The organism is Kitasatospora sp. NPDC001309 (assembly GCF_042896295.1).
Taxonomy (GTDB): domain Bacteria; phylum Actinomycetota; class Actinomycetes; order Streptomycetales; family Streptomycetaceae; genus Kitasatospora.
Window position 1 is genome coordinate 46,297 of record NZ_JBIAXC010000046.1, and the last position, 23,398, is coordinate 69,694.

A 23,398-nucleotide genomic window follows, 5' to 3' on the forward strand; every position below is an offset into this window, starting at 1 on the left:
GCGGACACCCCTTCACGTCCGCTTGAAGAACTCCACCTCGGCCAGCGCGACGGTGCGGCCCGGGCCGGTGCCCGCCGCCTCGCGGACGGTCAGCTTCACCTGGACGACGTCGCTGATGCCGGTCGCCACCGTCTGCGGGCCCGGCTGGTCGTTGAGCGTGACCTGCTTGCGGTGCACCTCGCCGTCCGAGGCGGTGACCTCCAGGGCGAGCACCAGCGGGCGGGCCTGCTGCCGGAACTGCTCCGGGTCCGCGGAGGCGCCGGTGTGGACGATCAGGTCCACCAGCCGGAACGGGGTGCGGAAGGTGAAGTCGACGGAGTCGCCGATCGCGGGCGCGCCCCAGTAGGTGTTGGAGAGGCCGTCGTCGGCCGCGCTCGCGGGGTGCCCCTCGACCGCGGCCGACGCCGTGGTCAGCGAGGGCGAGACCGGCGCGGTGCTGCCCAGCTTGTCCAGCACGTCCTGGTAGGCGTTCTTGCCGAGCGGGTACAGCAGGACCCCCGCGACCACCAACGCGAGCAGCACGATCAGCGCGATCGTGCGGCGCAGCGCGTTGCCCGAACCGCCGATCCGCACCCGGCGCCGGAACGGCCACCGGGTGCGCCACCAGGGCAGCTCCGGGGCGGCCGCGGTGACGGTCAGCGGGGCCGCGCAGCGCCGGCAGAACCGGCGCTCGGGCAGGTTGGGGGTGCCGCAGCGCGGGCAGGGCGGGCCGTCCTGGGCCTCCTCGACGGCGGAGGCCCGGACGACGGGACGCGGCGCGACGGGCTTGGCGGGCTGCACGGCGACCGGGTCGGTCGGCTCGGTCTGCGGTGCGGCGGGCGGTCGCGGCCTCGGGTCCGGCTCAGGGGCCGGGGCCGGGGCGGGCTCGGATGGCGGGGCGGGAGCCGGTACGGGCCGCGCCCGGGTGGAGGTCGAGCGCGAGGTCTCGGCGGACGGCGGGGACGGCGGCTCCTCGACGGGCCGCTTCTCGACGGGCGGCTTCTCGACGGGCCGTTCCTCGACGGCCGCGGCGGGTTCCGGGACCGCGACCTCCGGGACCGCGACAGGTTCCGGGGCGACGGGCGGTTGGGTGCGCCGACTCCGGCTGGTGACCCGCCGGGAGACGTTCCGCCAGGTCCGCGAGGTGTCGGGGGCGGCCGGCTCGGGCGCAGCAGGCCCGGGCTCGGGCTGGGGCGCAGACTCCGCTTCGGGCTGGGGCCTGGGCTCGGGCGCAGCAGGCTCGGGCTCGGACCCCGTCGAGGCCGGCACGGGCGCGGGCCCGGCCACCGGAGCGGGCGCGGCCCCCGCGGCGGGCGCGCGTCGCGACCACCCCAGGTAGGCGCCGCAGTTGCCGCAGAAGTCGTCGCCCTCCGCGTTGGCCGTGCCGCATTCGGGACACACCGGCATCCGTCAGCCCTCCGCTCGCCCGGGTGGACCGGGCAGGATCTCGACCCGGCAGGTCAGGTGGACCGGGCAGCCGGCCCGGACGACGGCCAGCACCTGGTCCTCGTCCAGCCCCGCGCCGCCCAGCGGCCAGACCCGGACCAGCACCCCGCCGCCGCCCGGTGCGGGCGGCAGGGCGCCGTCGGGGTCGGTGGACCAGGCCGCGCCGCCGCCGTCCGTGATCTCGGCCCCGGCGCCCAGCACCAGGCGCAGCCGCTCGGTGAGCCCGCGCCGGGTGCCGCGCCAGCGGTGCAGTTCCACGGCGCGCCCGATCACCGCCCGGCGCACCTCCTCCGGCCAGGCCGGGTCGACCTCGACCGCGACCCAGGAGGCCAGCCAGTCGAGGAAGTCGGTGGGCGCGAGCTCGGGCCGGAAGTAGGCGGGCAGGTTGTCCAGGGTGGCGAAGACCGGGGCGAGGACGGTGTCCAGGCCGGCCGTGAAGCGCTGGGCGAAGTCGTCGTCGGCGAAGAGCGCGGGCAGCAGTTCGCCGATCGGGTGCGGGCTGGGCAGCCCGGGGACGGCGGCTCTGGTCATGGGGTGCCGTCCTCGGTGACGGCGGTGACCACGACCTGGTGCTGGTGCGAGAAGACCAGGGCGTCCGGCGGGACGTCGACCCGCTCGGCGGGCGCGCCCCGGCGTCCGGTGATCGGGTCGGCCGGGAAGAGCCGCAGCTCCTCGACGCCCGCGACGGCGGCCACCCGCTGGAGCACCGCGAACACCTCGCCGTACTGCACCGCCCGGCCGAACGGCCAGCCGGTGCCGGCGGCGCCGCCGCGCAGCGGGTTGAGGTGGCGGTAGAGCGCGTCCAGCACCGCCTCGCGGACCCGGTCGGGGTCGGCGGCGCGGGTGGTGAGCCGGGCGACCACGGTGACGCCCTGGTAGGCGGGCGGCTGGACGAGGACCCGGGTGCCGATCAGCCGCCGCTCGTCCAGCGCGGCCGCCACCTCGGCCAGCACCTGTTCGTCCGGGATGAGCTGCTCGAAGCGCAGCCGCTCGCCCTCGTCGGCGACGGCCTCCGGCACCACCAGCACCCGCACGGCCCCGGCCTCCCCGCCGGTGACGGGCACGCAGCTGACCCGGGCGGCGGAGGGCGCGGCCTGCCGGGCGATCAGTTCGAAGTCCCCGGCGGTGACGGCGCGTTCCTGCAGCCGCAGCTGGTGCGGGGCGCGCGCCTTGGCGTTCTCGACCGTCTCGCCGTCGACCCCGCCCCGGGCGGCCTCCCGGTTGTCCACCCGGGCGACGTACGGGACGGAGCTGCGCAGCACCGTGACGGTGTTGCGGGCGACGTTGCCCGCGATCCCGCCGCCGGTGCGGTACTGCGGGACGCGCAGCCGGGCGCCCTTGGGCGGCACCGCGCCGAAGGCGCGCAGGCTGCCGTCGGGCTCCCGGACGGCGGGCGGGAACAGGAACTCGCCGTTGGTGGCGTCCAGCACCACGTGCCGGTCGGTCGGCGCGGAGTCGCCGAAGTGCTCGACGACGGTCCAGCGCTGCCAGCCGTCGCCGGCCGAGACCTCGACCGCCGGTGCTCCGCCGTCCAGCAGTACCGGCGGCCGGGCGAGCCGGAAGCGCTGGCCCGCGACGCCCTCCGAGGTGCCCAGCGGCGCGTCGGTGACGGTCCGGGCGTGCACGGCGGTGGCGGTGCCGCCGACGGTGAACACCTCGGCCCGGCGCACGGTCGGGGACTCGGAGTAGAACGGCTGGCCGGGCCGGGGCTCGGTCACCCGGCAGCGCAGCCAGCCGGCCCGCCGCCCGGCCACCACCGAGGCGGTGTGCCCGGCGGGTACGAACACCAGCACCTCGCCGGGCCGGTTGAGGCCGCCGGTGGTGTCGCTGCCGGTCTCGCAGGCGATCCAGCGGGCGCCGTCCCACACCTCCCAGACCAGCGGGGGCTGGCGCGGGTCGACGCCGACGCCCTCCACCCGGCTGTCCAGTCGCACGGCCAGGATGCAGCGCGGCACCACGGCGGGCAGGGCGAACAGCATGGCGTCCCCGGCCGCCGGGCGGGTCTGGAAGCACCGCACGTCCGCGCCGTCCGCCAGCCGGCCGGTGACGTCGGCCTGCTCGCCGGCGGCGGAGACGGTGACCAGCCGCTCCAGCGCGCTGGGGACGACCGGGAGGTCCTCGGCGGTGGCGAAGACCACCGCCTCGTCGGTCTCGGTGCGCAGCGTGGACACCTCGGTGCCGGCGCGCAGCAGGACCGTCTCGGGCTGCGGGGCGGAGAGCCAGAAGTCGACCTCGGCGCGGGCCGCGGCGGGCGGGAAGAGCCGGATGCCCAGCAGGTCCAGGAAGGCGGTGTAGTTCTTCTCGGGCACCCGGTTCAGCCGGTAGAGCAGCTGGTCGACCAGGTAGGCGAAGGTCTCGATCAGGGTGACGCCCGGGTCGGAGACGTTGTGGTCGGTCCACTCCGGGGCGCGCTGCTGCACGTACCGCTTGGCCTCGTCGACGAGTTGCTGGAACCGGCGGTCGTCCAGGTTCGGGGAGGGCAGTGCCATCAGCGGGCACCTCCGTTCGCGGCGGCGGCCCGTTCCGGGTCCGCGGTGTCCGCTTCCGGGGACTCCGGGATCGTGTAGAAGGGGAAGACCAGGTTTCGGCGGTCGTTGGTGGCCCGCACGGTGTAGTGGACGTCGATGTAGAGCGTGCCCTCGTCGACCCGGTCGAAGGCGATCACCACGTCGTCGACGGTGATCCGCGGCTCCCAGCGTTCCAGCGCGATCCGCACCTCGCGGGCGATCCGCCCGGCGGTGGTGCTGTCGCCCGGGGCGAAGACGTACTCGTGGATGCCGCAGCCGAACTCGGGGCGCATCGGCCGCTCGCCGGGGGCGGTGCCGAGGATCAGCCGGATCGCCTCGGCGAGCTCACGGTCCCGCTCCACCATGCCGATCCCGCCGGTGGCGTTCACCCGCAGCGGGAAGGCCCAGCCGCGGCCGATGAAGTCGTTGCTCATATGTCCCCGCCGATCAGCACGTTGAACGCCCCGGCGATGATCTGGGCGCCGCAGGTCGTCTTGTCCCGCATCCGGGCCGCGGGCAGGCCGCCGATCAGCACCACTCCCCTGGTCACCCCGCCGAGGTCGGGCTCGACCAGGTTGGCGGGGCCCATCTCCACGTGCGGGACGCAGGCGTGCACGGTGCCCGCCACCGCGGCGGGGCGGCCGCCGATCAGTACCGTCGCCACCTTGAGGGCACCCGGCGGCGGGGTGGTGAGGACGCCGCCGTGGTCGGTCGGGTCCCCGGTCCGGGCTGCGGGGGGCATGTGCGGTCTCCATTTCCGAGGGCGCCCTGCCGGGCGCTCTTCGTGCTGCGGTTCCTGCGGCGGTTCCTGCTGCGCCTCTTGATGGTCCGTCAGTTGATGCGCACGAAGGCCCCCTTGAGGACGGCCTCGGCCCCGCCGTCCACGGTGACCGCCGTCGTGCCGCGCACGTTCACCGAACCGCCGCGCACGTTCACCTCGCCGGTGCCCGCGTCCAGGGTGATGCCGGAGGAGGTCAGGCGCACCGTGCTGCCCGCCCCGCCGACCCCGCCGTGCACGGTCAGCAGGATCTCCCCGCGCTGCTGGTCCAGCCGGACCTCCAGCTTCCCGTCGCCGCTGGCCAGCCGGACCCCGGAGCTGCCGCCCGGCACGTCCAGCAGTTCCAGCCGGTGGCCCGAACGGGACACCACGGAACGGCGGTTGACCTTGCCGGCGGTCGCGTCGACCAGCGGCACGTCGTGCGGCGAGGGCCGGTCCACGCCGTTGTAGAGCCCGCCCAGCACGTACGGGCTGTCCAGGTCGCCCTGTTCGAAGCCCACCAGCACCTCGTCGTTGACCTCCGGGCTGACCACGCCGCCGCCCCCGTGGCCGCCCCACTGCACGGTGCGCACCCAGTCGGAGACGTAACTGTCGTCCAGCCAGGGGAACTTCAACCGGACCCAGCCGCGCTGGTCGGCGCCCGGCTCCCGGACGTCGGTGACCACGGCGACGGCCAGGCCCGGCATCCGCGGGCCGCGCGGCGGCGCGTTGCCGCCGGTCGCCAGCCCGGCCAGCGACCGGTCCGGCGAGGTGCTGACCACCACCGTGGTGCGGTAGCCGCGGAAGGGCTCCAGCAGGTGCCGGACCCCGGTGGCGGTGTAGCGGCCGGAGAAGGCCGCGCCGACGTTCCCCAGGGCGACGGCGGTGCCCGCCCGCAGCCGCGGGTTCCCCTCGGCCACCACCTCCAGTTCGCCGAAGCCCCCGGCCACCGAGGCGGCCAGCGAACGGGCGACGGCGGCAGTCTCCGCCTGGGTGCGGTACGGGGTGTCGGCGACGGTCAGCCGGGCCCGGCCGGGGAAGGCCGAGGCCACCACCGAGGGGCTCAGCCCCGGCAGCACGGTCGTCGAGGCGACCGACGGCTCGGTGGCGACCAGGGCGCTCTTGGTGGTGACGTTCCAGCCGCGCGCCTCGACCGTGTCCGCCCCGGCCGCGCCGGTCAGCACCCCGCGCAGCTCCAGCAGGTTGCGCCCGTACTCCAGCACCAGCGGGTTCTGCGGCGCGGGCGTGCTCGGCGCCGGCGCCGAGGAGGCGGGCTGCGGCCGGACGAACTCCAGCTTGCCGTCGTCGTCCACCCGCACCTGGGCGCCGCTCTCCTGCGCCAGGAACTGCAGGAACTCCCAGTCCGGCACGTTCGCCTGGGACAGCTGCTGGTGCACCACCGGGAAGGAGTCGACCTGCCCGCAGGCCAGGCCGGCGCCGGCGGCGACCTCGCGCACGATGTCGGCGGTGGTCATGTTCCGGAAGGCCTTCACCCGGCGCCCGCGCATCAGCCGGTGGGTCACCGCCGCCGCCCGCACCACCGTGTACGAGCCCGTGGTGTCCACCTCCAGCTCCAGCGCCGTCACCTCCCCGGTGAACAGCCGCGCCCGGGTGTTGCCCTGGACGGTCACCACGGAGACCCGCAGCTCGGTGCCGATGGTGATCCCGGTCGCGGAGAGGAAGGTGTGGTCGGCGTCCCGGAAGCTCAGCACCGCCGTGTCCGGCAGGCCGACGCTCTCCTCGATGTCGCAGGACACCAGCTGCGCCGCCCACACCGGCGGCAGCGGCCCCGGCGCCTCGACGACGGGATCCGCGGCGAACGGCCGGCCGCCCCGGGCCTCGGGCGTGGTCACGCCGCACCGCCCCGGGTCAGCTCGTCGATGCCCGGCACGATCAGCTCCGCGCCCGGGACCAGCACCAGCGGGTCGTCGATGCCGTTCGCCTCCGCGATGGTCCGCCAGGCCGTCGCGTCCCCGTACGCCCGCCAGGCCAGCAGCGGCAGGCTGTCGCCCGCGATCACCCGGTGGGTGCTGCGGGCCTCCGGGGAGCCGGAGGTCGGGTTCTGCCCGGCCGGGTCCACGCTCGCCTCGTCGATGGAGAGCGAACAGACCGCGCGCAGCGGGTTGCCGTCCACGTCGAAGAGCGTGTACGTGACGGACAGGCCGGTCAGCACCCCGTTGAACGAGGTCGTCTTCAAGGTGCCCCAGTCCAGCCGGATCCACGGGCTGGCCGGGGTCTTGCGCGCCAGGCTCGTCGGGGTCGGCACGCAGGCCGTCATCAGCTGCTCCACCGCCCGCTCCACCGAGTTGTCGTGGGTCGCGGTCGAGTCCAGGAACACGTCCAGGGAGAGCGAGCGCGGGCCGCTGCCGACGAACTCCGGCAGCGCCGACTGGCCCGCCATCCGGGACGGCGTGCGCCGCCACTCGGTGGACTTGCGCAGCACCAGGGTCGCCGGGTTGAACTGGAGCGGGAGCCGCGCGATCGCACCGCCGGGCTGGGCGCCGACGGTGGCCGGCGGCTCCATGATGGTCAGTTGCGCCCGGGTGACGCTCGCGGGGACCGCCGAGGACATCTGGCTGCTCCTTGGGTCTTGGAGAGGGGAAGGGGGGTGAGGGGTGGCGCTCAGGACGGGCGCAGGCCCGCGTGGGCGATCTCCAGGGACTCCATGGCCGGTTGCGAGCTCGACGGGTCGAAGGACGGCCCGTCCCACCGCACCGGGACGATCCCGAGCACCTGCCAGCCGACGATCCGGCTCAGGTCCGGCCGCAGCGCCACGATCTCGCCGTCCTTCGGCTCGACCTTCCGCACGATCTCGTTCAGCCACCGGGCGATCTTGGCGGTGTCCGCGGTGACCGCGCGGCTCAGCGTGATGTTCGTCCAGGTGATGCGGCCCGGCAGTTGCCAGGCGAACCCGTTGTTGCCGCCCTCCGCGTACTGCTCGATCTCGACCTGCGCGCCGAGCCCCGAACAGGTGGTGAACTCGCCCAGGTCGTTCCCGCCGATCGTCAGGCTGAAGAACACACTGCTCGCGAAGATGTTGTCGGTCATCGGCCCCGCCTCCTGCTGTGCTGCTGCTCACGGTCTACGTCGATCCGGTCCCCCAGCGGCCGTCCGGCCCCGGCGCGCGCTCAACGGCGCAGGTCGTACGGCTTCCCGGCCCGCTCCCGGCCCCTGCGCAGCTCGGTGCGCAGCAGGCGGCCGACCGGTTCGACCAGGCGCCGGGCCAGTTCGTCCAGGTCACCGGGTGCGGCGTGGTCGGGCTTGTCGGGGTCCTCGGCCGCCGTGGCGCCCTTCCCCGCACTGCCCGTCCCCGCGCCGCCGGGCGGCCGTTGCCCACCGGGCTGACCGGTGCCCGACGGGGCCGCCTGCACGGTGGTCGGCCGGCGCGCCGGGACGGCGGTCAACGGCACCCCCACCAGCCCCGCCTGCTCGGCCACCCGCTGCAACACCTGTGCCGTACCGGGCATGGAACGGTGGGCGGCGGGCGGCGGGGACTGGACGAACGAGGCGCCCCCGGATCCGACGGACTGCGCGGCCCGGGGCGCTGCACCGGGTGCCACGGACCGGGACACGACCGGCGACCGCACCGCGAGCGGCTGGGTCTGGGGCTTGGCCGGCGGCAGCGGGCCGGGCGCGCCCGGCAGCCGCTGGAGCGAAGGGACCACCGGCAGCGCGGGCGCTGCGGGCGGTGCGGGTCGGACGGGCTGCGCAGGTCGGACGGGCTGTGCGGCGCCCACCGGCGCGGCCGCCCCTTGCGGCGACGACCCGGCTGCCGCCGCAGGCCACTGGGCGCGCTGGACGACCGGCGAGGGCGCGCCGGAGGACAGCGGCGAGGCGGCCCGTGGGAGCGCCTGGACACCCGGCGGCGCGAGGCGGACCACGGGCACCGGCGCCGACGCGGCCGACCGGCCGCCGGCCCACCCGTCGGACCGGGCTCCGGATCGGGCTCCGGACCGGGCACCGGGCTGCGGACGGCCGGACAACGACCGGGCGGCAGCGAGGCGTTGGACAGTCGCAGGACTGTGGCCACCACCTCCCTGCGGCTGCTGCGCCACGGGCACCGCGCCGCGCGGCCGTTCGGACCGGACGGGTGAGGGGCCGTCGGCGGACGCCGCAGTCGGTGCGGCGCCGCCGGGCGCTGAACTCCTCTGCGCGGAAGGGCGATCGACCGCCGCCCGGCCACCCCGGTGTTCGGGTGAACGCCGGGAGCGCAGCCGCTGCACGGCCGTCGCCACCGCGTGCCCGACGCCCCCGCCGGACGGACGACCGGCGGCCACGACACCCTCTCGCGGCTGTGCCACCGGCTGCCCGGCGTCGGCAGTCCGGCCGCCCCCGGGGCTCGTCCCGCGCCGGGGAGCGACAGCCCCCCGGCTCTCCCGCGGCGACGCAGCCGACAGCGACCGTGCCGCGGCCGTCGCATCCTGCTCCGGCTGCGGCCCCGAATCCGTCCGGCGCGCACGGGCGTTGGGCCAGGCCACCGGAACCACCGGCGGGGCGGCGGGTACCGCAGCGGCCCCCGACCGGGCACCGCCGCCGCCCGCGAGGGGCACCGACGCCGCCGCCAGGGCGACCGCCATCGGACGCTCCCCGATCAACCCACGCCTCCGGGCGGTGGATTGGACGGCCCGCTGCACGCCCAGGCCGCCTCCGGCCGGACGGGCCGGAACCACCGGGCCGCCGCCGACACGTCCGGCCGCACGCGGCTCCGCGACGAGGCCGGATCCAGCAGTCGGGGAACCAGTTGACGCTGCGTCAATCATGTTCAAGGAAACTGGCGTTGAGGCTGGTGCACTGACCGCGCGCTGCACGGGCGCACCCCCACCGGCGGCGGGCGCGCTCGGCCCACCGCCTCCCGGCAGGGCGACCGAGCCCCGCCGGACCCGCCGCCGCCCACCGGCCGACGAACCGGCAGCGCCTGCGGCTGCCGCCGTCGGCGGCATCGCGTCGAGGGGCGCGCCCAGACCCGAGCGCGGCCGCGCCGAGGCCTGGGTCGGAGTCGGAGCCTGGGCCGGGATCGGAGTCGGAGCCGGGGTCGGCGCTTGCGCCCGAGCCGGGGTCGAAGCCGGGGCTCGGGGCGGGATCGCGGTTGGGCGCGAAGGCACCCGGGACGCTCGTTCGGCGGTCGGTGAGGACGGCGCACGCTGGACGGTTGCCCCGTCGACGGGCCCGGGCCCGCTCCCACGCGCCGCCCGCTCACCGCTCCCGGCCTCCCCGCCACCCGTGACTCCGGGCTCGGCGCGAACCACCGGCATGGCCGGGGCACCCGGTGCGGACTCGGTCGTCCGGCGAGCGGACGCAGCCAGGGGCGCCGCGCTCGCGGGCAGCGCCGTCAAGGGCGCGCCGAGCACCGGACGGGCCGGTGCGTCACCACGCGTCGCCGCGGCCCGCTGCACGGCCACGGGGGCGGCGCCGCCCGGGCCCGACGGCGCCGTCCGGGCCGCCGACCCGGTGCGCTCGGGCTCCCGCCCGGCACCGGCCGACTCCTCCGCCGCAACTACCGGCTGGGACTCTTCAACAGCAGGGCTCGACACGCCGCCGACGACGTCCGGCGTGGCCCCGCTCCGCCGCCCCGGAACGGCCGTCACCGGCCGTACGGTCAGCAACCGGGGGCGCCGCGCCACGGTCAGCGGTGCGCTGACGGCCCGCGGTCGCACCGCACGCTGAACGGCCGGGCCTGCCACGCCGTTCCGACGCGGCACCCCGGCGGGCGTCTCCGACTCCCGGGCCGTACGGCCCGTCGTACCGGCGGGCGTCTCCACGGCTCCGGCCTCGCCGGGCACGGTTGCCGCACCCGCCGCCGGACCGGCACCGCCCGACGGACCCGGCACCGCGGCCCCGGCCCGCCGATCGGCGCCACCCGTCCGCACTGCGCGGGCCCCGGCCCCGGCCGACCGTACGGGCAACTGCCGCAGCCGGACGGACCGTTGGACGGGCCCGGCCCGCCGCCGATCCGCCCGCGCGGACGGCTCGGCCGACCCCGGCGAGTCCTGCGACTCCGCCGGCCCGGCCGCCACCGCACCCGCCGTAGGCCGCAGGACGAGCTCCTCCCCGGCGCCGGCGGTCACCGACGGACGGCCCGGCACCGCGACCGCCCGCAGGATGCCCGCCGGGGCGGAGGGCAGCACGGAGTGGCCGAGCGGTCCGCTCAGCGAAGGGTCCTGCCAGGCGGAGAGCCGGGAGCGGAACGCCAGGCCGTCACTGACGCCGCGCGGCGACGCCCCGGCCAGGGTGGGGACCAGCGGCGCCACGGCGCGCCAGCCCCCGTCCCCGGCCGCCGGTCGCGGCCGCGCGACCCCGACTGCACCGACTGCACCGACTGCACCGACTGCACCGGCAGCCGAGCCCGAGGCCGTGTCGGAGCCCGACCCCGGATCAACCCCGGCGCCGGACCCGCCGCGCCGCCGCCCGATCCAGTCCCGCAGCCCCACCCCCGTCACCCACCCTCACTGATGCGGGAGTTGAGCCGCGCGACCTCGCGCACCCACTGCCCGCGCTCGTAGTGGGTCAGGTCGAGGAGGTCCTCCCGCGACCAGTGGAGGTGGTAGGCGATGTACGCGATCTCCTCGTACAGCCGAGCAGGCGCGTACGTCACGATTCCCCCAGGCGCCCACCGGCGAGGTCGACCTCGAAGGCGCCGTCGCAGTGCGGGCAGGTCACGGCGGCGCGCGTGTGGCCTTCGCTGTTGATCCGCTGGTAGAGGTCCTGGAGGAAGGCCACGTCGGTGGCGTACATCCGCTCGACGATGCCCGTGTGCACCTCGGCGAGGTCGCCCAGCCTGGTGATCACGTGGCTGAGCAGCACCACGCTGAGGTAGGCCGGGTTCTCCTTGACCCGCAGGTCGATCTGCGGCATCAGTTCGTCGCGCGCGGTCGCCAGGCGCATGGCGCCGTGGCGGTGCACGGTGCCGTCGTCGTCGACGTAGCCGAGCGGCAGCTCGAACTCGAACTCGGTGTGCGGGGACTGCCGCCGGGGCGGCCCGGCCGGCCCCGCCTGCCCCGGGGCCGCCTGCTGCGGCGCGGGGTTCTGCGGGGCCGGGGCGCCTTCCAGCAGTTCCTCAAGGCCGATCTTGCGCCTCACTCGACCCGGATCTCCTCGAACACGATGGTCACCGTCTCGGTCGCGGCGCTGGACTCGCCCGCGCTGAGCGTGGGGCCCTCCCAGCGGCTCGCCCAGGCGTTGGTGAGCTGGATGCGGCGCAGGGTGGCCCCGGTGGTGTCCTTGACCTCGATGGTGAGGTTCTGCCGGGCGGTGTTGATCGCCCCGTTGTTGAGGGTCTCCTTGATCCAGTCCGTGAACGCGCCGCTCTTGTCCAGGCCGCGGGTGATGGTCACCTCGCCGGGCAGTCGGGCGCCGGGCTGCTTGCGGACGATCAGCTTGCCCTCTTGGGTCACCTGCTTGTACTCGACGACGTCCTGTTCGACCGTCAGGTTGCTGATCTCCTTGACGGACTCGACGTTGTAGCCGCCGAGTTGGACGCCGAATATGTGTGTGGAGAGCGGATCGCCTTCAGCCATGGCGTGTGGTCACCTTCCGATGTGTGTCGACAGTGGGGCCGGCGGGTGGGTCTGCGGTGGGGCCGCGACTCACTCGTCGAGGAGGCTGGTGCTGTCGGAGAACTGGGCCAGCCGGAACACCACGAACTCGGCCGGCTTCACCGGGGAGACGCCGATCTCGCAGATCACCTGTCCGAGGTCGATGGACTCGGGCGGGTTGTTGTCACGGTCGCACTTGACGTAGAAGGCCTCGGCCGCGGTCTGGCCGAACAGCGCCCCGCGCCGCCACTCCTCGGTGAGGAAGGCGGTGATGTTCCGCCGGATGCTGGACCACAGCCGGTCGTCGTTGGGTTCGAAGACCACCCACTGGGTCCCCAGGAGGATGGACTCCTCCAGGTAGTTGAAGAGCCGGCGCACGTTGAGGTAGCGCCAGGCCGGGTCGGAGGAGAGGGTGCGGGCGCCCCAGATCCGGATGCCGCGGCCGGGGAACGCCCGGACGCAGTTGACGCCGATCGGGTTCAGCAGGTCCTGTTCGCCCTTGCTGAGCCGCAGTTCGAGGTCGACGGCGCCGCGGATGACCTCGTTGGCGGGCGCCTTGTGGACCCCGCGTTCGGCGTCGCTGCGCGCCCACACCCCGGCCGCGTGGCCGCTCGGCGGCACCAGCACGTTGCGGCCGGTGGCCGGGTCGAAGACCTTGATCCACGGGTAGTAGAGCGCGGCGTAGCGGGAGTCGAAGCCGGCCTCGTCCTGGCGCCAGGTGCGCATCCGCTGGGCGTTGAGGCCGGGCGGCGGGTCCAGCACGGCGATCCGGTCGCCCATCTGCTCGCAGTGCGAGATCACCGCGAGCTGGACGGTGCGCAGGCCCTCGTCGTCGAGGTCACCGCGCTGGTAGGCGCTCATCAGGTCGGGCACCGCGACCATGGTGATCTCGTCGATCGCCTCCAGGCCGGAGAAGCCGGTGCGGGCGGCCGCGTCGCCGACGTACTCGGCCGGGTCCAGCCGGGTGCCGGCGGCCGCCACCGGGCCGGTCGCGGGGGCCGGGGCGGCGGCGAGCGCGTGGCTGCGGCGCTCGGGGCGGCTCGGCGCGGTGCCGGGCTGCTCGGCGACGGCGACCAGCTTGGACTCGCGCAGCTGGGTGACGACGTAGCCCTTGGTGTTCTTCCGGGTGGAGACGTCGTAGCTCTCGGCGACCTCGGCGCCCCGGCGGACGATCAGCCGGAACCGGTCGTCGGGGACGTTCTCGCCCTCGGCGTCGGCGACCTCGACGGACACCTCGCCGCCCGCGCCGGGCAGGGCCGACAGCAGGAAGCCGCCGATCTCCACCGGCGGGGCCGCCGCGACGGCCTGGGCGGGGGCGCCGCCGGTGACCTGCCGCGCCGGGTCGCCGATCCGCACGACGTAGGCGGAGCCGCCGCCGTTGGCGAAGAACCCGTACACCGCGTGCGCCAGGTAGGTGCCCTCGGTGAACGCACCGAACCGCTGGACGTACTGGTCCCAGTTGGTCACCAGCGTGGGCTCGTGGAAGGGGCCGCTGCCGGCGAAGCCGACGAAGGCGGCGACGGCCGTGCCGACGCCCTCGATCGGCCGGGCACCGGACTGCACCTCCTCCACGTACACGCCCGGGGTCAGGTACGACGGCATACGCGCTCCTCCAGATGACCGGTCCTTGGTCTCACTCGCCCCCGAGTCTGCGTCCGGGGCCGCGCCCGGGGACAGGTCCCCGGGGTCAAGATCGGGGGCAGGATGACTGCCCCGGCGGGCACGGCCGGCTGCGCCCGGCGGCCCCCGGACGCTCCGGTCACGTACGCCCGCCGGTCACGTACGCCCGCCGGGCCCGGACCGTTCCGGTCAGGTACGCCCGCCGGCCCCCGGAGGCTCCGGGGCGGGGCGCAACCGCTCCAGCCACGGCCCGAACTCGCTCTCCAGCACCAGCCGGCCGAGCTTGCGGTACTCCCCGACCACCGCGGCGACCAGCTGGGCCATGCCCAGCGGGGTGCCCGCCCCGGCGGCCAGGTAGGCCGCGGAGACGGCGCAGGCCCGGATCGAGCCGCCGGTGAGCTCGAAGTGCTCGGCGCAGTAGTCCAGGTCGAGGTCGTCGCCGCGGGGCAGGGCCGGTCCGAGGCAGCGGTCCCAGAGCAGCCGGCGCTGCGCCCGGTCGGGCAGCGGGAACTCGGCGATGACGTCCAGCCGCCGGGTGAACGCCTCGTCGAGGTTGGCGCGCAGGTTGGTGGTGAGCAGCGCGATCCCGTCGAAGGACTCCATCCGCTGGAGCAGGTACGCGGTCTCCACGTTGGCGTGCCGGTCGTGGGCGTCCTTGACCTGCGCGCGCTTGCCGAACAGCGCGTCCGCCTCGTCGAACAGCAGGACGCCGTTGACCTGGGCGGCCTCGGTGAAGATCCGTTCCAGGTTCTTCTCGGTCTCGCCGATGTACTTGTCCACCACGGTGGAGAGGTCCACCACGTACAGCTCCATGCCGAGTTCGGCGGCGACCACCTCGGCCGACATGGTCTTCCCGGTGCCGGACTCCCCGGCGAACAGGGCGAGCACGCCGTTGCCGCGGCCGCCGCCGGGGCGCATCCGCCACCGGCCGAGCACCTGCTCGCGGTGCCGGGCGCGCAGCACCAGTTCGCGCAGCCGGTCGGCGGTGGGGTCGGGCAGCACCAGGTCGGGCCAGCCGACGGCGGGCTCGATCCGGCGGGCCAACCGGGCCAGCCCGGCGGCGTTCTGCGCCCGGACGGCGGTCCGCAGGTCCTCGGCGCGCACCGGGCGGCGCTCGGCGGCGGCCGTCCGGGCGGCCACCGAGGCAGCCCGCGCCAGCTTCTCCCGGTCCACCCGGTAGGCGGCCACCGTCTCGGCCAGGCCGTCCGTCAGCTCCTCGTCCAGCGGTGTCCCGGCGGCGGCCAGCGCGCGGGCCCACTGCGCGGCGCGGCCGTCGGCGTCCGGCGGCGGGGCGGTGACCACCACGGGACTCTCCCGCGACCAGGCCGGGTCCCACACCAGCGGGCCGTGCACGATCAGCGGGACGGCGGCGAGTTCCGCGCACAGCTCGCGCAGCAGCGCGGCCCGCTCGGGGCGTTCGGGCTCCAGCCGGTCCAGCGGGCCGAGCACCACCCCGCCCCCGGCCAGCCGGGCCTCGCGGGCGAGCACCCGTACGGTGGCCCCCGGCGGGCGGGCGGCCAGCGCGGCGGCGTCGACGACCAGCGGCGGACGGCCGTCGGCGGCGAGCGCGGCCACCGCGAGCGGGCCGGCGTGGCCGCCCCGGTCCAGCAGGTGGACGGCTCCGCCGCCCGCCGCCGTCGCGGCCGCGCGCAGCCGGTCGACGGCCTGCGCCTCGGCGGGGGTGAGCGCCCCGGCCGGGGCCATCGGTCGGGCCCGGTCAGCCGGGTCGGCGCGGCGGGCCAGCCCGGCGAGGGCGTCGTCCGGTTCGTCCTCGCCGAGCAGGTGGGCCGTCACCCGGTCGGGCACCCGCAGGGTGCGGGAGAGCAGCGGGCGGTCCGGTTCGGTGAGTTCCAGCAGGCCCCCGGCGATCAGCGGGGACCGCGCGGCGAACCGGAAGCGGCCGGCCCCGGCCCCGGGCAGCCCGCACAGGTCGAGGGCCAGCCCGACGGTCGCCCGGCGGCGGGTCAGGTCGTCGTTGAGGTAGCCGTAGAGCTGCTCGAAGCGGGGGTCGAGGTCGGGGGCGAGGGCGACCAGCAGCAGGTCGAGGTCGACCGGGAGCAGCCCGAAGGCGGCGCCGAGCCGGGCCAGCCGGGAGCCGGGCGGCGGGGCGGGCGCGTCCTGGCCGGCCGGCGTGCCGTGGCCGGTGGCCACGGCGGCGGAGGCCAGGATCCGTTCGACCGCCTCCGGGCCGAGGTACTGGCCGCGGTACGGGTCGTCCGGGTCCGGGTCGTCGGCCCGGCGCTCGCGCACCGCGGTGCGGACCCGCTGCTCGACCCGGTGCAGGCGTTCCCACAGGTGGCCGTTGTCGTGGCCGTGACCGTCCCCGTTGTCGGGGCCGGGCGGGGCCCCGGGCACCGCCAGGGCGAGGTCCGGGCTCACCTGATCCCACCCCCGCTGCTCCCGCCCTTGTTGCTCCCACCCCTGCTGCGGCGGCCGGGCGGCAGGGCGCGGTCGCGCGGAGCGGCGAAGCCCTCCGCCCCGGGGTCGCCGGCGGTGTCGCGGTAGCGCAGCCGACGGCCGGGGTCGACGGCGGGCGACTCGGCCGTGTGCGAGGTGTCCACGGCGTGCACCACCAGCCCCTCGGTGACGGGCGGTCCGGCGGGGGTGAGCGGCCCGGCGAGCGGGGCGAGCACCCGCAGGTCGATCGAGGGCCGCAGTTCCCCGCCGAGCGCGGACCAGACGTCGGAGACCGACGGCAGGCCGGTGTCGCGTCCGGCGATGTCCAGGCCGACGGTGAGTCCGAGCCGGGCGAGCGTGCCGGTGAGCAGCCGGGCGGGCAGCGCGTCGACGGCGGTCAGGCACTGCAGCACCTCGGCCAGCAGCCGGTGTTCGTCCTGCGGTCGGTTGGTCCAGACGGTGACCAGGTAGGCCAGTTCGAACCAGCGCGGCGCGGCGCGGTGGCCGAGCACCAGGCCGTCGGCGTCGTGTTCGGCGACGGCGCCGGCCTGGCGGCGCCCGGTGTCCTCGCGGACGTCGTACAGGAAGACGCTGACGGTGGGCGCGGTGCGCCGGGCCGCCAGGTCGCGGGTGGGCGCGTCGAGGACGACCTCGACGCCGCGCTCGGGCAGTCCGGCCTCGGCGAGCAGCAGCCGCAGCGCCTCGTCGACTTCGTGGATCACCGCCGCTCCACCTCCCCGGCCGGCCCCTGCCCCTGCACGGGAAGTCGACCGGGCCGACGTCCCGTGCCCGCCATCTCACGCCTCACCAGCGCTCCACCCTCTCCGTGCACAGCACACCACCGCCTCCGGCCTCACACCCGCACGGGAAGTCGGCCGGGCCGACGTCCCGTGCGGCCACGGCGTCCTCCGGGCTCACCGCCGGTCCACCTCTCCCGGCGGGCCGATGCTGCCCTCGACCACCAGGAAGGGCGTGGTGATTGGGGAGAAGCCGGGGCCGTCGGCCGTGATGGTGCGCGGGCCGGTCTCGTCCTTGGGCAGGATGAGCAGCTGGCCCGCGAAGGTCCCGTCCGCCTTGGGGTACGTGGGCGCGGCGGCGGCGGTGATGCCGGGGTTCCAGGTGAAGCGGACGGGGGCGCCGGGCGGGAAGTCCACGCCGCGCACGGAGGTCACGAAGCCGGGCTTGCCGATCGGCGGCACCGCGACGATCCGCGGCTGGACGACCCGCAGCGGGGTGCTGGCCCGGTGCGGGCCGGGTGTGGCGTCGGTGCCGGTGGTGGTCAGTTCGGCGGTGACGGTGGTGTCCAGCACCGCGACGGGCGAGAGCACCACCCGGACCACCTGGCTGCGCCCCGGGCGCAGGTCGGCCAGCGCGCAGTTGCCGGCCCGGCAGCCGGGCGGCAGCGCCTCGGTGGGCACGCCGGCGGGCAGGCCGAGGGTGAGCCGCAGGCCGGTGGCGAGGGCCTGGCCGGTGTTGCGCACGGTGTAGCTGACGGTCACGTGGCCGCCGACGTAGCCGGGGGTCGGCTGGGCGTCGACCGCGACGGTGGGGCCGGCCTGCGGCGGTGCGGGGGCCGGCGGCGGGGGCGCGGGGGCGGGCGTGCTGCTCGGGGTGGTCGGCGCGGGGGTCGGGGTCGCGGTCGGCGTGGGTGTCGGGCTGGGCGAGGCGGTGGGGCTCGGGGTCGGCGTCGGCGTGGGCGCGCTCAGCACCGGCAGGACCGTTTCGGCCGAGTCGTTCTCCGGGTTCGGGTCGACGACCGTCCCGGTGACGCTCCAGCCGAACGGCTGGTCACCGGTGCGGGTGCCGATCAGGGTGGCGGTCACCCGCACCTCGGCGCCCGGAGCCAGGGTGCCGAGTTCGCAGCGCAGCGCGGCCGCGTCGCACGTCCCGACGGGCGTGGTGAGCCTGCCGAGCCGGGCGCCGGTCGGCACGGAGGCGGTGAGGACGGTGCCCGGTGAGGCCGCCGGCCCGCGGTTGGTCACGGTGACGGTGACGTCGGTGCTGCCCTCGACCGGCACGGCCGGGGTGCGCGGCGGCGCGCTCAGCGCCAGGTGGACGGACTGCTGGACGGCCGGTTCCTTCTGCCGTCCGGGCAGCCGCCGGTCGAGCGGGGTGAGCTTGCCGCTGGCGAGGTCGTAGGTGCCCAGCCCCTCCGGGGAGTTGGGCGGCAGGGCCCGGCGGGAGGTGAGCACCAGCTGGGCGCCGTTCGGCGTCCAGGCGGCGTCCCGCGGCTGGTACGGGCCGGTGGCGGAGGTGTCGGGCAGCGGCCGGGTGCAGGCGCCCTTGTCGTCGCGCAGCCCGGCAGGCAGCAGCACCGTGCAGTCGGTGCCGGTGGGCGAGGTGACCAGGAGGCCGTCCTGCCGGTTGTTGCCGCCGTCGCCGGCCTTGCGGTTGAAGGCGAGGCGCCGGCCGTCGGGCGAGAACACCGGGCTGTCGTCGATCACGTTGCAGCTGCCGGGGCAGGCCGCCCGGCTGAGGTCGCGCTGGCGGGTGAGGTCGTCGGCGGCGACGGTCCAGACGTGCAGGTTGCCGGGGTTGCCGTTGACGACGGCGGTCCGGGAGAAGGCGATCAGCTTGCCGTCGGGGGACCAGAACGGCTCGCCGTCGGAGGCGCCCGGCTGGTCGGCGGGCGGCTGGACGGTGCCGACGATCGCGCCGGTGGCCACCTGGGCGATCAGCAGCCGACCGGGGCGGGCCGGGGTCTGCCCGGCGGCCGGGGTGCTGCGGCTGAACACGATGAGCCGGCCGTCCGGGGAGAGCGAGGGGTCGGTGTCCCGGTCGGTGGGCCCGCGGCCGGCGAGGTTCAGCGGGTGCGGGTTCGAGCCGTCGGCGTCGGCCTGCCAGATCCGCTGGATCCGCCCGGCCGGGGAGTCCTCGTAGCGGGTGACGACGAGCTGTCGGCCGTCGGGCGTGTAGCTCTGGCGCTCGTACCAGGGGTCGTAGCCGGGGCGGGGGTGGAAGAGCGGGTCGGCGCCCGGGTCGGGGTTGGTGTTGGTGTCGGCGGCCGGGTCCTCGGTGAGCACGCTGATGCCGAGGTCGCGCGGGTCGGTGCCGTCCTGGTGGACGTCCTGGACGTCGGCGGTGTTGGCGGTGGCGGCGCTGGTCTGCTCGACCACCGGGCCGCCCTCGGCCTGGGTGCCGAGCCAGGTCGGGGTCGAGATCAACCGGTTGGTGCGGTAGAGGAGTTGGGGGTCGGTGCAGTCGCAGGTCGGCGCCCGGTAGAGGTTCACCACGGGCGGCTGGTTCGGGTCGGGCTGCGGGGCCGGGGGCGGGGAGGTGAGCTGGTCGGCACTGAGGAAGAGGACGCCGGTGCCGTCGGCCAGCCAGGCGGCGGAGCCGGTGCGCCAGGTGGAGCCGGTGCCGGGGAAGAACGCCTTGTCGCCGCCGGTGGGCGAGGTGAGCATCAGGGTGCGGCCATGGTCGCCCTTGTCCCAGGTGTAGACGATCTGGTTGCGGTGGGCGTCGTCGTTCACCGGGTTCCAGGTCGGGTCGACGGCGTCGCCGACGGTCACGTTGGTGATCTTGGCGGGCGCGCCGCCGGCGAACGGCCGCAGGTAGATCTGGCGGTGTGCCGGGTCCCCGGTGCAGGAGTACGCGATCCACTGCCCGTCGGGCGAGACGGTCGGGTGGGTCTCGTCGGCGGCGCCGTCGGTGATCCGGCGTAGCCCGGTGCCGTCCCGGTTGACCGCCCACAGCACGTGCTGGGTGCCGCCGGAGGCGGTGGTCTCCACCGCCTCGAAGACGACGCCCTTGCCGTCCGGGGCGAGTGCGGGGTGGGCGGTGTCCATGCCGTTGGTGAGCCGGCGCACCGCGCCGTTCGCGTCGCGCAGGTAGACCTGGGGCAGCGGGCTGTCCCGCAGGCTGGTGAAGACCAGTTCGCCGCCGCGGGCGGAGGGTTCCTGGTCGAAGTGGACCGGGCCGGGCCCGAACAGCGGGGTGCTGGCGGCGCCGCCGGTCACCCGGCCGAGGCCGCGGTGGTTGGTGCCGGCGTAGACGATCCGCCCGGCGGCCGGGTCCTCGGCGGTGACGGCCGGGGCCGTCCGGCCGGTCGGCGTGACGGGGGCGGAGCCCAGGGTCAGCACGGCGGTCGCCAGCGCGAGCAGCACCGCGACGGCGGCCCGGGCCGGCCGCCGGACGGGGCGGGGGGTGGCGGTGGCGCCGATCACGCTCGACCTCACAGGATGGCAGGGGCGGTCTCCCCCGCAGTCTCACCGGCCCGGGCGCCCGGGAACAGGGCCCGGGCACCCGAGCCGGGGGTAACGGCCGGTGTCCGCAAAGGGCAGGACGCCGCGGTCGCGGGCGCTGGGGCGTGTCTGACCGTTCGCGTCGGATCAGCGCGCGGCGTTGGGGTGCGTGCATCGCAAGGCGGAGGAGCGAGTCCATGCGGAGCATCGGCGACCGACGACAACGCGGCGAGGTGCGTGCCCCAACGCCGCGCGCCCGGCGGGAACGGTCAGACACGCCCCACGGACGTCCGTCCGCGCCGGGACGCTCCTGCTCCTCGGGATCAGCCCCCCTCTCTCAGATCAGGCCGCGCCGCATCGCGTACCCCACCGCGTGCGCCCGGTTGCGCAGCCCGAGCCGGGTGATGATCTCGTGCAGCACGTTCTTGACGGTGCGTTCCGAGTACGAGGTCTTGGCCGCGATCTCGCTGGTGTCGAAGCCCTCGGCGACCAGCCGCAGCATCTCCGCCTCCCGGGCCGTCAGGGTGGACAGGGTGAGGCCGCGTCCGTCGAGCATGGTGCGCTGGAGCGTCCCGATCCGGTCGAGCAGTTCGCCGAGGAGGTCCCCGGGCATCACCCCCTCGCCGTTGGCCAGGGCGGTGATCAGGTGCACCAGCCGGTCCTGGTCCGCCTCCGAGCGGCGCAGCACGGCGGCGACGCCGTGCTCGACGATGGTCTGCAGCCCGCCGGCCTCGAACTGACCGACCACCAGGCCGATCCGGCCCGAGGTGGCGAGGCGCAGCCGGCGCAGGTGGTCGGCGACCGCCTCGGTCAGGGCGTCCACGACCAGCAGGGAGACCTCCGCCCGGCCCGCGTCGGCCTCGCTGAGGAGTTCCACCTCGGGCCGCTGGCGCAGCTGTTGGACCACCCCGGTCTGCAGGATCAGGTCCTCGGCGTACACCGCCACGGGTATCTGGGCGGGCCGGGGGCGCCCCTGCACCGGGATCCGTGCCCCGGCCGGGCGGGTGGTCACGGATGGCGGTGCGGCCGACCCCTTGCGGCTGGTGACGGCTTCCACTCGGGTCGCCTCGATCGATGTCATCGGAACACTCCATTCTCCTGCGGTCCTGCGGCTGTTGCGGCCCGGCGCTGTGGCGCGGGGCCGGTCGGGGCCCGGTGCGGGCCCGGTGCGGGCTCTGAGCCCGCGCGGTCGGTGGCGGCGGCGCCGGGCAGGGCCGGTCCGTCCGTACGGGCAAGGGGTGTGCCCACGGCTTGCCCGTACGGCCCTCTCCGCGGACGGTCCTCCGGCCCTACCGTCACGCCATGACCACTTCCGCCGAACTCGGCCTGCCCGCGCTGACGGTGGCGCCCGGTGGCGTGGCCACCACGACGCTGACGGTGCGCAACGACCTCGACATCGTCGAGGCGTACACGCTGGAGGTGGTCGGCGACTGCGCCGCGTGGACGACGGTCGAGCCGGCCCGGGTCTCGCTCTTCCCCGGGACGTCCGAGACGGTGACGGTGCGCCTCGCCCCACCGCGCTCGCCCGCCGCCCGGGCCGGGGACTTCCCGCTCGGCATCCGGGTCCTGCCGACCGAGCGCCCCGAGCTGGTGACGGTGCCGGAGGCCACGGTCACCGTGACGCCCTTCCAGGAGCTGCAGGCCGCGCTCGCGCCCCGGCGCCGCCGGGGCTGGCTGCGCGGCCGCTACCGCACCTCGGTGCGCAACCTCGGCAACGCCCCGGGCACCGTGGTGCTCACCCCTGGCCAGGCCGGCGAGGAGCTGCGCTTCCGGGCGACCCCGGAGCGGCTGCGCCTGGAGCCCGGCGAGTCCGGGGAGCTGCGGTTGCAGGCCCGGGCCCGCAAGCTGATCTGGTTCGGGAAGCAGGCCTCCTGGCCGTTCGAGGTGGCGGTGGGTCCCGAGCCGGCCCCTGCGGGCAAGGCCTCCGACGGCAGGGGCAAGGACGGCAAGGACGGCAAGGGCACCGGCACCGCCGCCGAGGGCACCGCCGCCACTCCCGCGCCCGCCACCCCCGCTCCCGCTCCCGCTCCCGCGGACGCCCTCACCGCCGCCCAACGGCCGGTGCTGGAGGGCGAGTTCATCCAGCTCCCGATCTTCCCCAAGTGGCTGCTGGCCCTGCTGGCGGCGCTGATCGCCCTGCTGCTGGCCTGGTTCGCCCTGGTCCGCCCGGCGGTGCGCAGCTCCGCCAAGCAGGCCGCCGAGCAGGCCGTCGCCCAGCAGAGCGCCACCCCGGCCGTACCCGCCGGCAGTCCCGGGGGCGGACCGGGCGCCCCCGCCGGCGGCAACCCCACCGCGCCGGGCAAGCCTGGCTCCGGGCAGCCCACCGGCAGCGGCGGCCGCCCCGCCCCAGGCCCAGGCCTGGCGGAGCCGGGCACCGGCCGGCAGAGCTCCGCGACCATCGACGTGCCGACCGGGGCCGGCGCCGCGGCCACCGGCAGCTACCAGGTGCCGCACGGCAAGGTCTTCGACATGACCGACCTCGTGATCGCCAACTTCCAGGGCGACCAGGGCGTCGTGACCATCACGGCCGGCCAGAAGGTGCTCAACACCATCGCCTTGGAGACCTTCCGCAATCAGGACTACCACTGGGTGACTCCCATCCAGGTCCCCGAGGACCAGGCTGTGACGGCGAGCGTGACCTGCGAGTCCCCGGGCACTCCGGCCTCGGGCAAGCAGGCACCCACGTGCCACGAACTCCTCAACATCAGCGGAACGTTGAGCGACATCAGGCAGGGGAACTGACCCGGTGCACACGGTGCCCTCCCCTCCCGGCGACCGGACCGGAAAGGTGCACCCGATGCCCCAACGGTGTCAATGGGCCCCTTCCGCCGGAATCACCCCGTTCTCCTCCGTGATCTTCCCCTTCCGTATCTCCTCCCACGGCCCGTGACCATGTCAACGCGGGACGGGCGTCGTGCCCGGTCCGCGCGCCGGGCGACAACCCGTTCGAACCCCGGCACCACGGGCCACGTGCCC

General features: G+C 76.1%; 19 protein-coding genes. 2 read left to right on the top strand and 17 right to left on the bottom strand.

Features of this window, described 5'->3' with window-relative positions:
* Positions 1–12 precede the first annotated feature (12 nt).
* The 9 genes from ACFY2K_RS34315 to ACFY2K_RS34355 form a co-directional block, all read right to left on the bottom strand.
* Positions 13–1,386 (bottom strand): NADase-type glycan-binding domain-containing protein, encoded by a 1,374-nt coding sequence (locus ACFY2K_RS34315; protein WP_380644019.1) that lies wholly within the window; start codon positions 1,384–1,386, stop codon positions 13–15.
* Between the two features lie 3 nt (positions 1,387–1,389).
* Positions 1,390–1,956 carry a phage tail protein I gene (locus ACFY2K_RS34320; protein WP_380528746.1) on the bottom strand — a complete coding sequence of 189 codons (567 nt, stop codon included), beginning with the start codon at positions 1,954–1,956 and terminating at the stop codon, positions 1,390–1,392.
* Positions 1,953–3,914: a putative baseplate assembly protein gene (locus ACFY2K_RS34325; RefSeq protein ID WP_387716536.1), complete on the bottom strand. Its 1,962-nt coding sequence runs from the start codon at positions 3,912–3,914 to the stop codon at positions 1,953–1,955. Before ACFY2K_RS34325 ends, ACFY2K_RS34320 begins: the two co-directional genes overlap by 4 nt.
* Entirely contained in the window at positions 3,914–4,366 is a 453-nt protein-coding gene (locus ACFY2K_RS34330) for a GPW/gp25 family protein (RefSeq protein ID WP_380528750.1), read from the bottom strand. The genes ACFY2K_RS34325 and ACFY2K_RS34330 overlap by 1 nt, the downstream gene beginning before the upstream one ends.
* Positions 4,363–4,674 (bottom strand): PAAR domain-containing protein, encoded by a 312-nt coding sequence (locus ACFY2K_RS34335; protein ID WP_380405161.1) that lies wholly within the window; start codon positions 4,672–4,674, stop codon positions 4,363–4,365. The genes ACFY2K_RS34330 and ACFY2K_RS34335 overlap by 4 nt, the downstream gene beginning before the upstream one ends.
* Positions 4,675–4,763: 89 nt before the next feature.
* Positions 4,764–6,542: a VgrG-related protein gene (locus ACFY2K_RS34340; RefSeq protein WP_380593508.1), complete on the bottom strand. Its 1,779-nt coding sequence runs from the start codon at positions 6,540–6,542 to the stop codon at positions 4,764–4,766.
* Positions 6,539–7,261: a LysM peptidoglycan-binding domain-containing protein gene (locus tag ACFY2K_RS34345; protein ID WP_360244219.1), complete on the bottom strand. Its 723-nt coding sequence runs from the start codon at positions 7,259–7,261 to the stop codon at positions 6,539–6,541. The genes ACFY2K_RS34340 and ACFY2K_RS34345 overlap by 4 nt, the downstream gene beginning before the upstream one ends.
* A 50-nt stretch (positions 7,262–7,311) precedes the next feature.
* A complete protein-coding gene (locus tag ACFY2K_RS34350) occupies positions 7,312–7,737 on the bottom strand; it encodes a phage tail protein (RefSeq protein ID WP_375893480.1) in 426 nt (141 codons plus the stop codon).
* Between the two features lie 80 nt (positions 7,738–7,817).
* Positions 7,818–8,156: a hypothetical protein gene (locus ACFY2K_RS34355; RefSeq protein WP_380593509.1), complete on the bottom strand. Its 339-nt coding sequence runs from the start codon at positions 8,154–8,156 to the stop codon at positions 7,818–7,820.
* 1,783 nt (positions 8,157–9,939) lie between these two features.
* On the opposite strand from ACFY2K_RS34355, the gene ACFY2K_RS34360 reads away from it, so the two are divergent.
* Positions 9,940–10,353 (top strand): hypothetical protein, encoded by a 414-nt coding sequence (locus tag ACFY2K_RS34360; RefSeq protein ID WP_380644016.1) that lies wholly within the window; start codon positions 9,940–9,942, stop codon positions 10,351–10,353.
* A 769-nt stretch (positions 10,354–11,122) separates the two neighbouring features.
* Here the strand turns inward: ACFY2K_RS34360 and ACFY2K_RS34365 are convergent.
* The 8 genes from ACFY2K_RS34365 to ACFY2K_RS34400 form a co-directional block, all read right to left on the bottom strand.
* Positions 11,123–11,281: a DUF6760 family protein gene (locus tag ACFY2K_RS34365; protein ID WP_380528759.1), complete on the bottom strand. Its 159-nt coding sequence runs from the start codon at positions 11,279–11,281 to the stop codon at positions 11,123–11,125.
* A complete protein-coding gene (locus ACFY2K_RS34370) occupies positions 11,278–11,766 on the bottom strand; it encodes a hypothetical protein (RefSeq protein WP_375893475.1) in 489 nt (162 codons plus the stop codon). The genes ACFY2K_RS34365 and ACFY2K_RS34370 overlap by 4 nt, the downstream gene beginning before the upstream one ends.
* Complete coding sequence (locus ACFY2K_RS34375; RefSeq protein ID WP_350509413.1) at positions 11,763–12,203, bottom strand: phage tail protein; 441 nt, start codon at positions 12,201–12,203, stop codon at positions 11,763–11,765. The genes ACFY2K_RS34370 and ACFY2K_RS34375 overlap by 4 nt, the downstream gene beginning before the upstream one ends.
* Before the next feature lie 69 nt (positions 12,204–12,272).
* On the bottom strand, positions 12,273–13,823 hold the full coding sequence (locus ACFY2K_RS34380; RefSeq protein ID WP_387716540.1) for a phage tail sheath family protein: 1,551 nt from the start codon (positions 13,821–13,823) through the stop codon (positions 12,273–12,275).
* 207 nt (positions 13,824–14,030) lie between these two features.
* The gene (locus ACFY2K_RS34385) at positions 14,031–16,196 is read right to left on the bottom strand and encodes an ATP-binding protein (protein WP_380528768.1); all 2,166 of its coding nucleotides are present in this window, start codon (positions 16,194–16,196) and stop codon (positions 14,031–14,033) included.
* A gap of 20 nt (positions 16,197–16,216) precedes the next feature.
* A complete protein-coding gene (locus ACFY2K_RS34390; protein ID WP_380528764.1) occupies positions 16,217–16,960 on the bottom strand; it encodes a DUF4255 domain-containing protein in 744 nt (247 codons plus the stop codon).
* A 192-nt stretch (positions 16,961–17,152) separates the two neighbouring features.
* Positions 17,153–20,404, bottom strand: a complete 3,252-nt coding sequence (locus tag ACFY2K_RS34395; protein WP_387716542.1) for a hypothetical protein — start codon at positions 20,402–20,404, stop codon at positions 17,153–17,155.
* A gap of 355 nt (positions 20,405–20,759) precedes the next feature.
* A complete protein-coding gene (locus tag ACFY2K_RS34400) occupies positions 20,760–21,503 on the bottom strand; it encodes a LuxR C-terminal-related transcriptional regulator (protein ID WP_380532610.1) in 744 nt (247 codons plus the stop codon).
* 221 nt (positions 21,504–21,724) lie between these two features.
* Here ACFY2K_RS34400 and ACFY2K_RS34405 point away from each other — a divergent pair, with 221 nt between their 5' ends.
* Entirely contained in the window at positions 21,725–23,164 is a 1,440-nt protein-coding gene (locus tag ACFY2K_RS34405; RefSeq protein WP_387716544.1) for a hydrolytic protein, read from the top strand.
* The last annotated feature ends 234 nt before the right edge of the window (positions 23,165–23,398 follow it).

Excerpts from the sequence above, each read along its gene's own strand:
- ACFY2K_RS34315 (WP_380644019.1), bottom strand. The coding sequence starts at position 1,386 with ATGCCGGTGTGTCCCGAATGCGGCACGGCCAACGCGGAGGGCGACGAC.
- ACFY2K_RS34320 (WP_380528746.1), bottom strand. The coding sequence starts at position 1,956 with ATGACCAGAGCCGCCGTCCCCGGGCTGCCCAGCCCGCACCCGATCGGC.
- ACFY2K_RS34325 (WP_387716536.1), bottom strand. The coding sequence starts at position 3,914 with ATGGCACTGCCCTCCCCGAACCTGGACGACCGCCGGTTCCAGCAACTC.
- ACFY2K_RS34330 (WP_380528750.1), bottom strand. The coding sequence starts at position 4,366 with ATGAGCAACGACTTCATCGGCCGCGGCTGGGCCTTCCCGCTGCGGGTG.
- ACFY2K_RS34335 (WP_380405161.1), bottom strand. The coding sequence starts at position 4,674 with ATGCCCCCCGCAGCCCGGACCGGGGACCCGACCGACCACGGCGGCGTC.
- ACFY2K_RS34345 (WP_360244219.1), bottom strand. The coding sequence starts at position 7,261 with ATGTCCTCGGCGGTCCCCGCGAGCGTCACCCGGGCGCAACTGACCATC.
- ACFY2K_RS34350 (WP_375893480.1), bottom strand. The coding sequence starts at position 7,737 with ATGACCGACAACATCTTCGCGAGCAGTGTGTTCTTCAGCCTGACGATC.
- ACFY2K_RS34355 (WP_380593509.1), bottom strand. The coding sequence starts at position 8,156 with ATGCCCGGTACGGCACAGGTGTTGCAGCGGGTGGCCGAGCAGGCGGGG.
- ACFY2K_RS34360 (WP_380644016.1), top strand. The coding sequence starts at position 9,940 with ATGGCCGGGGCACCCGGTGCGGACTCGGTCGTCCGGCGAGCGGACGCA.
- ACFY2K_RS34375 (WP_350509413.1), bottom strand. The coding sequence starts at position 12,203 with ATGGCTGAAGGCGATCCGCTCTCCACACACATATTCGGCGTCCAACTC.
- ACFY2K_RS34380 (WP_387716540.1), bottom strand. The coding sequence starts at position 13,823 with ATGCCGTCGTACCTGACCCCGGGCGTGTACGTGGAGGAGGTGCAGTCC.
- ACFY2K_RS34400 (WP_380532610.1), bottom strand. The coding sequence starts at position 21,503 with ATGACATCGATCGAGGCGACCCGAGTGGAAGCCGTCACCAGCCGCAAG.
- ACFY2K_RS34405 (WP_387716544.1), top strand. The coding sequence starts at position 21,725 with ATGACCACTTCCGCCGAACTCGGCCTGCCCGCGCTGACGGTGGCGCCC.